Source organism: bacterium (assembly GCA_023382385.1).
Lineage (GTDB): Bacteria > Electryoneota > RPQS01 > RPQS01 > RPQS01 > JABWCQ01.
In genome coordinates, this window is sequence record JAHDVH010000002.1 from 656,537 (window position 1) to 670,595 (window position 14,059).

A 14,059-nucleotide genomic window follows, 5' to 3' on the forward strand; every position below is an offset into this window, starting at 1 on the left:
AGACATTGGTTTTGCCCTCCGGCCTGGCCATGTCCAAATTAATGGGGTAGCCTTAGTGCCTGGCGTTTCAACTATTACACGCGACGAATGTTAGAAAAGTTTCCGCAGAGAATTGCTTCTTGAATTGTGTTGAGGTTTCGCGCAGTTCGAGAGAAATTGTTGGAGCATCCGCAAGTCGTGGCGAACCGTTTTACGCATAGTAATCCTGAACCCGCCGCGGGCGAAAGACCAACCGAATACCATACGAAAAGATAACGCCGCTCGACTCAGACTATTTCAAAGAATAATACTGAAACACGACACCACCCCATGACCACCGACGAGATCAAAAACGACACACCGGACGAAACACCGGAACCGAAACCCCTTGAAGATGCGGCTCCGGAACAGCCGGAAGCGGATGCTCCGGCAGAGGAAACCGTAGAGCTGACACCAGAACAGCCCGCCGCAGAACCTGCTTCCGCTGAGCAGCCCGCGCCGCCCGTCAAAGCGCTCGACGAAAAAGACGCGCAGGCCGCCGCCGCCAACCTTGCAACGCTCGACGCGGAGATTCGCGCCCTCGACAGTGGACACCTGCTCGAAGGCAAGCGCCAGTATAAAGAATTTTTCGAGCACGCCAAAGAGGTCGGCAATCTCTTCAGAACGCTGAAGCCGCTGCCGCACGAGGAACGCGAACGTCTGTGGATGGAATTCTCGACGCTCTGCGACGACGTGCGCGCGCAACAGAATATCGAACGCGAAGAGCTGAAACTCGCGTCGCTCGAACTGCGCGGCAAACTCGAAGCACGGCTGGTCGAGCTGCAGCAGGCGGGACCAAACGCGAAATACGCGGACGACTTTAATGCGCTGGCCGACAAGATGAAAGCCGTGCGCGAAGAGTTCACCGGCACAAAGGAACAGCCGGCGCAGCTGACGCCGAAGGACCGCGAAGCGCTCTGGAAACTCTGGAAGAGCACCGACGACTCCATCTGGTCGCATCGCAAGGCGATCCGCGAGGAGAACTACGCCGACGGAAAAGAGCACATCGCGATCTGCACGCAGCTTGCGACAGAAGGCGATCCCTTCGATTGTCATAAGAAGATCAAAGAGCTTCGTCCGTGGCAGCGCAATGCCGAGCTGTCGCGCGAACAGCGCAACGAAATTCGCAAAGCACTCGACGCGGCCTGGGATGCCGCCGCGGCGCGCATCGAGGCCAACCGCACTGAACGCAAACAGCAGTTTGAAAATTGGAAGGATCGCACCTCCGGTCTGTTGGAAGAGTGGGAGCAGAAACTTGAGAAGATGCGCGACTTCCGCGTGCGGCTGGAAGAGCAGATTGCGCGCTTGAACGAGATGGAAACCAACGCGCGCACCGATGAGTTTGCCGATCAGGTCGCGGGCTGGCGCACTGAAAAGGAAGACAAGCTCGCCGACGTGGACAAGAGCATCGCCGCACTCGTTGAGAAGATAGACTCGGTCAAAAAAAGATTGAAGTAGGGGAGAAAATGGCACAGAAATACTCTGTCACCCAACAACCAATCGAAACATTGCTTTCGTGGGTAAAGTCCGGCGAGATAGCAATTCCCGAGATTCAAAGACCCTTTGTTTGGAATAAGACGAAAGTTCGCGACCTTTTGGATTCATTGCTCTGTGGCTTTCCTATAGGATACCTGATAGCGTGGCGCAACCCAACGGTTCGATTGAAAGACGGAAGTCAATCGGCAGGAAAGCGAATTCTGATTGACGGTCAACAGCGGGTAACCGCGCTGATGGCGTCGTTGCTTGGACGCCAAGTTGTTACCAGTGAGTACGAAACGGAACGCATTCAAATAGCATATCATCCAGTAACCCGCCGCTTTGAGGTGGCGAATTCGGCAATCAAGAAAGATAAGAGTTGGTTGCCGGACATCTCCGAACTTTTCGCGCAAGGCGCCGGTTTCTTCTCCTTGGTGCAAGATTACTGTGATAAAAACCCCGGGGTTTCGAAGGATGAAATATTTCAAAGCTTTGAAGCCCTAAAACAGATTACAAACAACACGGTAGGACTGATAGAACTGGAAGCAGATCTTGGAATTGAGACAGTAACAGAGATCTTTATACGAGTCAATTCTTCGGGGACAGAGCTGAGTCAAGCAGACTTCGCCATGTCCAAAATCGCATCGACAGAACAATATGATGGACACGTGCTTAGAAAGGCTATAGACTACTTCTGCCACTTGGCGGTCGCCCCCGAGTTCTACGACACTATTTCTAATAAGGACAAGGAATTTTCTAGATCAGATTATTTTCAGAAAATGTCTTGGCTGAAGCAAGAGAACGACGACATATACGATCCGTCGTACACGGATATGTTGCGAGTCGCCTACACCTCAGAGTTTGGCAGGGGTCGGCTGGAGGATTTGGTCGCTCTTTTGTCGGGCCGTAATTTCGAGACGAAGCTCTACGAAGAGTCAGTAGCTGAAGAATCGTTCTCGCGCTTGAGAGCTGGGATTCTCAATTTCATGAACGAGACGAATTTTAAGCGGTTTTCAATGATCATAAGGTCGGCTGGCTTTGTGGATTCGTCACAAATAGGGTCACAAAATGCGTTAAATGTTTCTTATATACTTTACTTGTTGCTTCGGAAGCGTAATGTGCCTGCGCCAGAAATCGAGTCATTCGTTCGCCAATGGTTTGTGATGTCAATGCTGACGCAAAGGTATTCGGGTTCACCGGAAAGCACAATAGATTTTGACGTAAGGCAGTTTGAGCAACAGGGATTTCACAAGTACATCGAGGGAGTTATGGCGGGAACCCTGTCGGACTCATACTGGGCAATTCAACTACCGCAAGAGATGGCTACGTCATCGTCAACGTCACCATCCTTTCGCGTCTTTCGCGCCGCACAAATCAAATTCAATGACAAGGGCTTCTTGTCAAGGGACATTTCGGTTCTTGACCTGATTCTTAATCGTGGTGATTATCACCACATTTTTCCAAAGAACTACTTGAAGAAGGATGGGCACCCAAAGTCAGCCTACAACCAGATAGCGAATTATGCGGTAACCCAGAGCGAGATAAACATTGCGATTGGCGACGCGCCGCCCAATAAGTACTTCAAGGCTTTATTCGACTCGTGTGCCAACGGTAAGGCTGCATTTGGTGCAATTAACGACCTTGATGAACTACGGGAAAACCTATCAACCCACTGCGTTCCGGAAGAAATCGTGGAAATGGATTCACTTCGTTATAGTGAATTCCTCGATTATCGGCGAGCTGCTATGGCAGAGAAGATGCGTCGGTACTTCCACAAACTGTGAATCCCGCAAACGACACGATCGCCGCGATTGCGACGCCGCCCGGCGTAGGCGGCATAGCCGTCATCCGGGTATCCGGCCCAAGAGCCTGGGAAGTTGCCCGAGCAGTGTCTTCCCCTCGCAAGCCGTTCGAAGCAGAACAGCGGGGCATTAATCCCACCGAAAACACTGTTCGACACACATACATAGTCAATAATAACAAAGAGCTGATTGACGAAGTGGTCATCAGCTTTTTTCGTGCCCCGCACTCTTATACGGGCGAAGATGTTGCCGAAATCTCCTGTCACGGCGGCAATATATCTTCTAAACGCATATTAAAATTGATATTGTCGTTGCACGTGCGACTTGCGCGGCCGGGTGAATTCACCGAGCGAGCCTTTCTGAACGGCAAGCTCGATTTAGCCCAAGCAGAAGCAGTTGCCGGCTTGATCCACGCCAGAACCGAAGCATCTGCCCGCGCCGCAGTCAATCAATTGGCAGGAAAGCTCTCTGAAACAATTCGAGAAATGCGCAGTAAAATACTGGATTTATTGGCATTGTTGGAGCTTGAGCTGGATTTTAGTGAAGAGGACGTGAGTTTTCAGTCTTGGGAGTCGCGCAAGAGAGATTTGTTAGATTTGCAAGACAAAATAAAACATCTTACCTCCACATTTGCTCGTGGCCGCCTCGAACGCGAAGGTCTGCGCGTGGCAATTGTCGGTGCGCCGAATGCCGGAAAGTCCACCCTGCTCAACCGGATTGTCGGGGACGAGCGAGCGATAGTCTCGCCGCACCCGGGAACGACGCGTGATGTGGTCGAGGTTCACTTGGAGCTGGGCGGTCACGAGGTGATCTTTCAGGACACCGCCGGCCTCCGCGAGACCTCTCATGAGATAGAGGCCATCGGTATCGATCGCACGCGAAAAGCGCTGAGCCGTGCTGATATCATCCTACTTTTGGTGGATTCGGTGTCCGGCGCGCTGCCCGGAACTGAGATTTTATCAGAAATTTCTTCGAAAAATGCCCTCATTGTCCTCAATAAATGCGATATTGTTGGAAGCGAATCATTCTCCCTGCCCGCCGCGTTATATAAGGAAGGAAGCAAGCACTTCCAAATTTCGGCATTAAACGGTGATGGCGTGGAAGAGGTGCTTGCCGAACTGACCCGCCGCCTGACCGAAGAGTTCGAAACCGCAGGCGATCTGATCATCACGGAAGCCCGTCACCACGACGCGTTGCGCAGGGCGCAAGACGCACTGAGCCGCGCGCGCGAGCTGATGCATGAGCCGACCTTGATGGCCAGCGACCTGCGTGACGCGGCCAACGCACTTGGCGAAATCACCGGTGAAACCATCGGCGAAGAAGTGCTGGACAGAATTTTTTCGCAGTTTTGTATTGGAAAATAGAAAAGAGGTAATCGTGGCTGTGCTCAGCAAGTCGGTATTGGAATCGGTCGTCAAGAATTACAAGGAGTCAAATCGTCCGCGCAATAAAGCAGAGTTCTCGTGGTATGCCGCGCAGCCTTCACTCGAAGCCGCAGTGCGCGCCGCCGCGCTTGGAACATCTTCTGACGGTAAGCGCGGCCGGCAGGCAAGACGTGGAACGGATGAAGCGTTCAAGCTCGCCGAAGAGAAACTTGTGCTCTTGTTAGATGCGATGCAATCCGCCAAAACTTTTGACGCGCTCCTTGAATTTGTTGAGCGCGCCGTGCTCCCGATTCCCGGATTGAATGACGTGTATGCCTATGAAACCGCTATGCGTATCGGCGCGTATCTGAATATCTGGCCGAAGCACGTCTATCTCTACACCAGCACGCGCTCCGGCGCAAAACAGTTGGGCATCGTCAGCAAGAAGCGCCTGTTATTGTTTAACAGTTTGCCCGAAGCCTTTCAGGAACTTGAGCCTTACGAAGTAGAGGAAGCCTTAAGCAATCTGAAGAAATTGAACACCGAGCCCGCAGCTCCGGTGTCCTATTTCGGCAAAGGAATTGAGTAGTTAGATTACCCACCCGCTTCAAGAGTGCCCACTACAAAATCAGACACCAAATCTCTGAAGTCCCTCGGCCGCAGGGCAAAGGCTTCGCGCAGGCTCGAAGTGTTTCCCAATCATTCGCCGGGCGCACTCGAAGTCACGTTGCACTGCACCGAGTTCACCTGCCTCTGTCCGGTGACCGGTCAACCTGATTTCGCGCAGATTGAGATTGTCTACACGCCCGACAAGTTTGTGGTCGAGTCCAAATCGCTGAAACTTTATCTGGAGTCTTTCCGCGGCGTCGGAGTCTTTCACGAGCATCTTGCGGTGGATATCGGAAAGGATTTCATGAAGTTTGTCAAACCGCGCGAAGCGAGAGTCACCGTCCACTTCAACACGCGCGGCGGCATCGCGATCTCGGCGGCATATTCAGACAAGCAGAAATAGACCGCCCCGTTTTCAATTTTGAGTTTTGATTTTCTGATCTTCGATTGTGACGGAGTGCTCGTGGACAGCGAGTGGTTGGTTGCGCGGATTGAAGTGGAGACGCGCGCCGAATTCGGACAGCACATCTCCGTCGAAGAGTATATCCGCCGCTACGTCGGACTGTCGACGCGTTCGCCGGACTACTTGAAAAGTCTGGAGGGGTTGCCTCCAGACTTTCGTGATTTAATGAAGCTCCGCGTCGAGCGCGCCTTTAACGAAGAACTCGAAGCTGTCGCCGGAGTTGCCGAAGTGCTCGAAGCGTTGAAGTCGAGGCCGAAAGCGATTGCCTCAAGCAGCAGTCCGCACGAAATTGAAATGATGCTCTCGCACGTCGGCCTGCTTCATCACTTTAAGAACCGCATCTATTCCGTCTCGATGGTGGCGCGCCCCAAGCCAGCTCCCGACGTCTACCTGCATGCCGCCGAGCAGAATAATGTGCTGCCATCACAATGTCTCGTCATTGAAGACTCCGTGGTCGGTGCGACTGCCGCCCTGAGCGCCGGCATGACCGTTTGGGGCTTCACCGGCGGCCGTCACATCACCTCCGGTACAGAGGAGAAACTTCTCGACCTCGGAGTTCAGCGGGTGATCCGGCACATGCACGAGATTCCTGGACTTCTGGTGTCGTAAACCCGACCGCCTCGCCCGAAAGAATCCTCAGATTCTCGCACAGCTCGCCAATCAGACGGCCCCGAATTTCGGGTCTTTTTTTGTTGCGCGACACACCACATAAATAATTGTTATATATACAATTGTCAAACAAACGACAAAAAACCACAGTCGCCCCGCAACGGCCACAATCTTGCGCCCAGAACCTGACACAAATACTCGCATTATTCAGTCCAAAATTCGTATATTACTGGCTTGAATAAATTGGAGAAATCTAACCTCGACCGGAGGTCGCATGGCTGAACTTGATCACTACAAATATCGCGGCGCGCGCGCCTGCGTGCTGATGCACGAGCAATTCATGCAGGACTTTCTGGATATCTGGTGGGCCTCCAAATCCGCGGAAATCACCTTGCCGCAAACGACCGACACCGATTACCAAAGTCTTGATCATCTACTCAGTCACGTGCTGCGCTCCGCGCGCGGCTACATGACGTGGATGTGCGAGAAACTCAATCTGCCTGATCCGGGCATCGCGGAAGTTCCGTCCCTCGACGAGATCGAAGAACACTGCGACGAATATCTTGAGCACCTGCTTGAGAAATGGCGCGAACCCCTCGCGAACATTCCCGAAGATGCGTTCAGTGGCATGCACAAGTCCCGCTGGGGTCAGGATATGGCGATCGAGGGCATGCTCGAACATGCGGTGATGCATCCGCTGCGTCACTCTTTCCAACTTGAAGAAATCTTGTCAGAACAGGCTCCAGATTACTTGGAGTAAGAACATTAAGTTAAACAAACTTTTGCGGGAGAAATTAACGATGAAGAAAGCATTGAAGTGGATCGGGATAATCGTCGGTGTATTGGTCTTATTAATCGTTGCATTTGGCGGTTATACATTCATGAAGGCAAACAGCCTGCTGAGCAAAACGTATCCGGAGTTGTCCGGAAAGAACATCTACGTTACAGATGACAGCGCTACGGTGGAACGCGGCCGCTACGTGGCGGAAACGTTTGCCGGATGCTCGGGCTGCCACGGCCGGAATCTTGGGGGGGAGTCGATTGACGCAATGCCCTTCGCGGAAATGAACAATCCAAACATTACGTTCGGCAAGGGCGGCTTGCCGGCGGACTATTCGATTCAAGACCTCGACTTGAGCGTGCGGCACGGTGTCAAGCGCGACAAGACGGGGGCTATGCTGATGCCGTCTTTCCATTTGAATCGATTGGCGGATGAAGACCTCGCAGCGGTTTTCGCATTTTTGAAAACAACACGAAAGGTGGACAAAACCATTCCACCTTATAAACTGGGACCGGTTGGTAAGATTGCGCTTGCGACGGGCGGCATCGTGGTGCAGGCCGAAGTCGCGGATCACAAGTTCAAACCAACTCGACCGGAAATTGCTCCGACCGCAGAATACGGAAAATATGTCGCGGAAGTCGGATGCATGGGCTGTCACGGTCCGAACTACTCGGGCGGTCCCGTCTTTGAGGGCGACCCTTCGTGGCCGCCCGCGACGAATCTGACCAAGACCCTCAAGCAATACAATGCGGAGTCCTTCGCAACATTCATGCGCACGGGCAAACGGCATGACGGCACATTGATTGATACGCGGCCGATGCCCACCGATATCTATCGTGAATTGGCCGACGTCGAAATTACTGCAATGTGGGCCTATTTCAGCGGACTCGCACCGCAGGACGATGCAAGCCTGCGCTGGCCCGACGTCTTTTCGGCCAACTAACCCGCGCACAAGTCTCAATCTTTAGTTCTACGTCTGAACCAGGAACAAACAACTCGGAATAACCTCAACCCACAAAACACAACGTCTCGCAGGGGAGAAACATGAAGAACATTTTGAAGTGGATTGGCATCCTTGTCGGTGTCTTGATCCTGATCGCCGTGTCGTATGCCGGTTATATCTTCTGGAAGGCGGGCTCTATCTTGAGCCAAACCTATCCGGATGTAAAAGGCAAGAACATTTACGTTCCAAGTGACAGCGCAACCGTCGAACGCGGCCGCTATTTAGTCGCTTCGGTAGGAACGTGCGCGGGTTGCCACATGCCCGACCTGAGCGGACATGAAATGGACATGGGCCCCTTCGCCTTTTACAGCACGCCGAACATCACTTTCGGCAAGGGCGGACTGCCGGCGAATTATTCGATTCAAGACCTTGACCTGATTGTCCGTCACGGTATCAAGCGCGACAAGACCGGCGCACTGGTTATGCCAAGCTTCCACCTGAATCGCATTTCCGATGAAGACTTGGCCGCAATCTATGCATATCTGAAAGTCGCGCCGAAGGTGGATGTCGAACGTAAGCCATTCACGCTCGGACCGATTGGTAAGATGGTCTTGGTCAAAGGCGGCCTTGTGAACGAAGCGGCGGTCACCGATCACAACTTCAAGAGTCCCGTGCGCCCCGAAATTGCGCCAACCGCCGAGTATGGAAAATACCTTGCGGAGATTGCCTGCATGGGTTGCCACGCACCGAACTACAGCGGCGGCCCCGTATTCGAAGGCGACCCCAACTGGCCGCCTGCGGCAAATCTCACAAAACATCTGAAACACTACACACACGAGTCGTTCGCGCACTTTCTCCAGACGGGAATTCGCCCGGACGGAACCTTGGTAGATACGCTGGCGATGCCGACCTACATTACGAAACTCGCCGACAGCGTCGACGTTGCGGCGCTGTGGAACTATCTGAGCACGCTTTCGCCGAAGGAAGACGCGAGCGCAAACTGGTTCGACGTTCTCGCTAAACGCTAAACAACCGGATGGCGGGGGAACCGCACGGTTCCCCCGCGTTCGGCACTCCGATCATGACAATTTCCGACTTCCAGCATCTGCTCCGCTACAATCATTGGGCAAACAGCCAGATTCTCGAAGAGTTGATGACGCGCGGTCAACCGCCGAAACGCGCAGTGATATGGTTTGCGCATATTCTTGCCGCCGAGCATCTCTGGCTCGACCGCATGACGGATGCTCCGCTCAATCACGTCGTTTGGCCGGATTGGGAGGTATATGAATGCGACGAGCACTTTCACGAGCTGGAAAACCGTTGGCGCGAGTTTATTGAAAACTTGCGCGAAGCGGATCTGGATCGCGAAGTGAAATATGTCAACACACAGGGCGATGCATTCTCAAACACCGTGCGCGAGATATTAACGCATCTCGTTTTGCACGCGCCGCATCATCGCGGACAGATCAACGCCGAATTCCGCGCCGAAGGCTTCACCCCGCCGTGGGTGGATTACATCCAGGCAGTTAGAACAAAACAGATCTGACCATCTGATTTCTCTCGCGTATCTGCAGCAAGAGTAGGCCGCGACTCCGACATTCGCAGTAGAATTCTATGTCCGTCTCTTGAACATCCGTCTCCTGAAAACTTCCGATAAGCCCTACTGGCTTCGCATGCGCTGCAAGCTCTGGCCCGACACAGCAGAGCAGGAGCATCAGCGGGAGATGCAAATCTTCAGCGCGCGGGCAAACTACCTCGTCTGGATTGCGGAGTCTGAGGAAGGTGATATTGCCGGATTTCTCGAAGCGCAAACGTGCAATCGCGCCGATGGCTGTTTGAGCGATTCTATCCTGTTTATAGAGGGTTGGTGGGTTGAGGAAAATTTCCGCCGACGCGGTGTCGGCCACGCCCTGATGCGCACCGCCGAAGCGTGGGCACGCGAACACGGCTGTCAGGAACTCGCCAGCGATACGTGGTTGGACAACGAAGAGTCCCACGCCGCGCACCTGTCCTTCGGTTTTGAAGAAGTGGACCGCAACATCACCTACAAGAAAACCTTGTAGCCGCTTCTTGGAGCACATGCGATGAAGGCCATCACCTTCTACAACTACGGTTCGCCGGATGAATTGAAGTATGAAGATGTCCCGCAGCCGACACCAAAGGATGACGAAGTATTAGTTAAGATTCACGCATCCTCCGTGAACGCGGCGGATTGGCACCTGCTGCGGGCGGATCCGTTTCCAGTGCGGTTCATGTTGGGGCTGACGAAGCCGAAAGCGAAGTTCCGGATTCTCGGCGGAGACATTGCGGGCACGGTCGAATCAGTCGGCCAAAATGTACGCGAGTTCAAAGCTGGCGACGCAGTCTTCGGCGACGTCTTCGATGACGGATTGGGCGGATTCTCAGAATACAAATGCGCACGCGAGAAATTTCTGGTTGCCAAGCCGCACAATTTGTCTTTCGAAGAAGCCGCTGCCGTGCCCCTCGCTGCTGTGACTGCGTACTACGGCTTGTGCGACATCTGTAAGGTTCAGCCGGGACAGCAAGTGCTGATCAACGGCGCCGCCGGCGGAGTCGGAACCTATGCGGTGCAAGTCGCCAAAGCGCTTGGTGCCGAAATCACCGCCGTCTGCAGCGCGCGCAATCTTCAGCAGGCGCGCGAACTCGGAGCGGATCATGTGATAGACTATGCGCAGGAAAATTTCACGCAGGGCGACAAGCGTTACGACGCGATCTTCTGTATCAACGGCTATTATCCGATCGGAGATTTCAAACGAGTGCTCGCGCCAAACGGTATCTATGCGATGGCTGGCGGCGGCAACAAATTGCTGTTGGAAGCGATGTTCCTCGCTCCGTTACATTCAATGTTCGGCAAAAAGAAGATGCAGTTGGTTGCGTCGAAACCTCACAAAGGCAGACTCACGGCCGTCAAAGACCTCATCGAAGCAGGCAAGCTTCGTCCGGTGATTGAAAAGAGCTATCCATTGCGGGAAACCGCCGAAGCAATTCGCTACGTCGAAACCGGCCACGCTCGCGGCAAAGTCGTGATTCAGATAGCATAGCACATCCTCCATGCTCCTCCTGATCATTCTAACCTCCGCGCTGATCCTCGTCGTGGCCTATAAGACCTACGGCAATCTGCTCGCACGGTTGCTCAGGTTGGACGGGAGCAGAAAAACGCCGGCGGTGGAATTCAACGACGGCGTGGACTACGATCCGATTGACTGGAAGTTCCTGATGAGTCAGCACTTTTCGGCCATCGCCGCGGCCGGACCGATTGTCGGACCCATCATCGCGGGCATGATGTTCGGCTGGCTGCCGACCTTATTGTGGATTCTGCTCGGCGCGATCTTCATCGGCGGCATTCACGACTTCGGGTCGCTCGTCGCCTCGATTCGCCACAAAGCCCGCTCGATTGCTGAAGTCGTGCGCGAACACATGACGCGCCGCAGCTACGTGCTCTTCCTTGCTTTCGTCTGGATCGCGCTGATCTATATAATAGTCGCGTTCACCGACATTGTGGCGGGCAGCTTCGTCGGAACGATTACTCTCGAAAACGGCCAACGCGTCAGCGGCTCGGGCATCGCCACCTCGTCCCTGCTCTATCTCGCGCTGCCGATTGTCATGGCCTTCGTGCTCAGGATGACCAAGCTCTCGTTGCTCACAACCACGTTGATCTTCCTCCCGCTGGTCGGAGCGGCCATCTGGTTCGGCCAATATCTTCCGCTGGATATTGCGAGCTGGTTTGGAGTCAGCGACCTCGCCGCGCAGAAAATCTGGGTCGTCGCTCTCCTTATATATTGTTTCATTGCAGCGGTCGCTCCGATGTGGATTCTGCTGCAGCCGCGCGGACACTTGGGCGGATTCTTTCTGTTCGCCGCGCTCTTGGCCGGAGCTTTCGGCGTTCTCTTCAGCGGCAGCGACGTTCAGTATCCCGCGTTCATCGCCTGGAATGTTCCCTCTGGTGCGGGCACGGCCTCGCTCTTTCCCATTCTCTTCATCACCGTCGCCTGCGGCGCGTGCAGCGGATTTCATTCGATTATCGCCAGCGGCACCAGTTCAAAACAGCTGAAGAACGAACTCGACGCGAAGAAAGTCGGCTACGGTTCGATGCTGCTCGAAGCGATGGTCGCGGTGGTCTCGCTCGCCTGCGTGATGATTCTTTCGAAGGAGGCGATTTCCGGTCTCGGCGGCAAACCGAACTTCATCTACGCGCTCGGACTTGGCCGCTTCATGGAAGTCCTCGGAATTCCCGCAAGCTTCGGAGTGCTGTTCGGCTTGATGGCTTTTACGACGTTTGTCTATGACACGCTCGACGTCTGCACGCGTCTGGGCCGTTACATCCTGCAGGAGCTGCTCGGCTGGCAGGGCGCGCTCGGACGATATGTTGCGACAGCGATCACCGCGTTTGTGCCGTTCTTCTTCGTCATGCAGACGGTGACGGACAGAAGCGGCAATGTGATTCCGAGTTGGCGCGTCTTCTGGCCTTTGTTTGGTGCGAGCAATCAACTGCTCGCGGCAATCGGTCTGCTCGGCTTGACCGTCTGGCTCCATCGCACCTATCGTGCGCGTTGGGTCTGGCCCGTCGTCGGCCTCCCCACTTTGGTGATGTATCTGATGAGCGGCTGGGCTTTGCTGCAATATGTAAACAGTGGTTTTATTACGCCGACCGGCTTCACGCTGCCGGATAACTTCGTGCCGTGGGTTGCGCTCGTGTTAATCGTGCTCGCAGTGTTGTTATTATGGGAAGCAATTAAGATCTTTACAAAACCCGATGACACGGTAGGAGCACTGCACGTTCCGCAAACAACAGCATGAGGCATCCGAAAGTGAACCACGTACATCATCACTCCCACGAGCACGCGCCAACACACACCGCACCGAAGACCGAATCCGTTTGGCCATTCGCCATTAGCGCGACGTGGCATTGTCTGCTCGGCTGTGGCATCGGTGAAATCACCGGCATGATCATCGCCACCGCCTTACACTGGGAGCCGGTGCCGTCGATCATTCTCGCGGTCATCATGGGAATCATCGGCGGCTTCGCCTTGGGTATTGTGCCGTGGTTGAAACATGGCTATAGTTTTGCCGCCGCCGCTAAGAAAGTCCTGGTGATTGAAGGCCTGAGCATTCTCGTTATGGAGACGGCGCAGGTCTTGACGGAAATCTACACTCCGGGCGTCATGGAAGCGCATCTCACCGATGGCATCTTCTGGCTCGGAATGCTGCTTGCGCTCGCCGCCGGATTCATCGCCGCGCTGCCCGTCAATTATATGTTCGCCAAGCGCGGGATTCGTCACGCACATTAACGACTCGCAATGTTTCACGTGGAGCAATTTCCGCGCGAAGCAGAGTCGTTCGCGTACACAAATACCAATTGCGTCGTCATCCTGAACGAAGTGAAGGATCCCTCCGGTGAGCGTCAAGACAAACCGAGCATTTAGAGTCTCTTAAAACCTATGAGCATCCATCAGGACATCCTTGATTACTACGTTGAACGTCTCGCGTTGCTCGGCAAGGTGAGTGTTAAGAAGATGTTCGGTGGCGCGGGCTTCTATTTGAACGGACGCGTCTTTGCGATCACCGACGGCGATACCGTCTACTTGAAAAGCGATGAAGAGAACCGCGCACGCTTCGAATCGCGCAGGATGAAACAATTCGTTCCGTTCGAAGACAAGCCCGAGCAGAAGATGAATTACTACTCATTGTCTTCTGAGGATTTGGAAGACGACGATGCGCTTCGTGAGTTAGGCAGACTCGCCATCGAAGCAGCGGCTCGCGCCGCGCACAAAAAGCAACCTGCCAAAACAAAGCGAGTGAAATCAAAACCGTAGGGGCGCGGCATACGCTCCGCCCGCAAAATCCCTGAGCCAGCACAGCACGCTCTGCGGCACGAGAACACAATCGCCTGTCGTGTCGTCATCCTGAACGCAGTAAAGGATCTCGCTGCATCGTGACAACCCGCAGCGACTGTCAGTTCGAGTCCACGAATTC

General features: G+C 54.1%; 15 protein-coding genes. All 15 read left to right on the top strand.

Annotation, left to right across the window (positions count from 1 at the left end; all coding sequences use genetic code 11):
- The first annotated feature begins 309 nt into the window (after positions 1 to 309).
- The 15 genes from KJZ99_07065 (at position 310) to KJZ99_07135 (ending at position 13,899) form a co-directional block, all read left to right on the top strand.
- Positions 310 to 1,476, top strand: coding sequence for a hypothetical protein (locus KJZ99_07065; GenBank protein MCL4305658.1), 1,167 nt, complete (start codon positions 310 to 312; stop codon positions 1,474 to 1,476).
- 8 nt (positions 1,477 to 1,484) lie between these two features.
- Positions 1,485 to 3,278 carry a DUF262 domain-containing protein gene (locus KJZ99_07070; GenBank protein ID MCL4305659.1) on the top strand — a complete coding sequence of 598 codons (1,794 nt, stop codon included), beginning with the start codon at positions 1,485 to 1,487 and terminating at the stop codon, positions 3,276 to 3,278.
- Entirely contained in the window at positions 3,275 to 4,660 is a 1,386-nt protein-coding gene (gene mnmE / locus KJZ99_07075; GenBank protein MCL4305660.1) for a tRNA uridine-5-carboxymethylaminomethyl(34) synthesis GTPase MnmE, read from the top strand. The genes KJZ99_07070 and mnmE overlap by 4 nt, the downstream gene beginning before the upstream one ends.
- Before the next feature lie 13 nt (positions 4,661 to 4,673).
- Positions 4,674 to 5,249 (top strand): hypothetical protein, encoded by a 576-nt coding sequence (locus tag KJZ99_07080; GenBank protein MCL4305661.1) that lies wholly within the window; start codon positions 4,674 to 4,676, stop codon positions 5,247 to 5,249.
- 24 nt (positions 5,250 to 5,273) lie between these two features.
- On the top strand, positions 5,274 to 5,672 hold the full coding sequence (gene queF, locus KJZ99_07085; protein ID MCL4305662.1) for a preQ(1) synthase: 399 nt from the start codon (positions 5,274 to 5,276) through the stop codon (positions 5,670 to 5,672).
- 60 nt (positions 5,673 to 5,732) lie between these two features.
- Positions 5,733 to 6,341: an HAD-IA family hydrolase gene (locus KJZ99_07090; GenBank protein ID MCL4305663.1), complete on the top strand. Its 609-nt coding sequence runs from the start codon at positions 5,733 to 5,735 to the stop codon at positions 6,339 to 6,341.
- Positions 6,342 to 6,615: 274 nt separating this feature from the next.
- Complete coding sequence (locus KJZ99_07095; protein MCL4305664.1) at positions 6,616 to 7,101, top strand: hypothetical protein; 486 nt, start codon at positions 6,616 to 6,618, stop codon at positions 7,099 to 7,101.
- A 40-nt stretch (positions 7,102 to 7,141) separates the two neighbouring features.
- Positions 7,142 to 8,065: a c-type cytochrome gene (locus tag KJZ99_07100; protein ID MCL4305665.1), complete on the top strand. Its 924-nt coding sequence runs from the start codon at positions 7,142 to 7,144 to the stop codon at positions 8,063 to 8,065.
- 101 nt (positions 8,066 to 8,166) lie between these two features.
- On the top strand, positions 8,167 to 9,093 hold the full coding sequence (locus KJZ99_07105) for a c-type cytochrome (protein ID MCL4305666.1): 927 nt from the start codon (positions 8,167 to 8,169) through the stop codon (positions 9,091 to 9,093).
- A gap of 53 nt (positions 9,094 to 9,146) precedes the next feature.
- Positions 9,147 to 9,611: a DinB family protein gene (locus KJZ99_07110; GenBank protein ID MCL4305667.1), complete on the top strand. Its 465-nt coding sequence runs from the start codon at positions 9,147 to 9,149 to the stop codon at positions 9,609 to 9,611.
- Between the two features lie 79 nt (positions 9,612 to 9,690).
- Positions 9,691 to 10,128, top strand: a complete 438-nt coding sequence (locus KJZ99_07115; GenBank protein MCL4305668.1) for a GNAT family N-acetyltransferase — start codon at positions 9,691 to 9,693, stop codon at positions 10,126 to 10,128.
- Between the two features lie 21 nt (positions 10,129 to 10,149).
- Positions 10,150 to 11,127 (top strand): NAD(P)-dependent alcohol dehydrogenase, encoded by a 978-nt coding sequence (locus KJZ99_07120; GenBank protein ID MCL4305669.1) that lies wholly within the window; start codon positions 10,150 to 10,152, stop codon positions 11,125 to 11,127.
- A gap of 10 nt (positions 11,128 to 11,137) precedes the next feature.
- Entirely contained in the window at positions 11,138 to 12,883 is a 1,746-nt protein-coding gene (locus KJZ99_07125; protein ID MCL4305670.1) for a carbon starvation protein A, read from the top strand.
- Positions 12,880 to 13,374: a DUF4396 domain-containing protein gene (locus tag KJZ99_07130; GenBank protein MCL4305671.1), complete on the top strand. Its 495-nt coding sequence runs from the start codon at positions 12,880 to 12,882 to the stop codon at positions 13,372 to 13,374. Before KJZ99_07125 ends, KJZ99_07130 begins: the two co-directional genes overlap by 4 nt.
- 150 nt (positions 13,375 to 13,524) lie before the next feature.
- The gene (locus KJZ99_07135) at positions 13,525 to 13,899 is read left to right on the top strand and encodes a TfoX/Sxy family protein (GenBank protein MCL4305672.1); all 375 of its coding nucleotides are present in this window, start codon (positions 13,525 to 13,527) and stop codon (positions 13,897 to 13,899) included.
- The last annotated feature ends 160 nt before the right edge of the window (positions 13,900 to 14,059 follow it).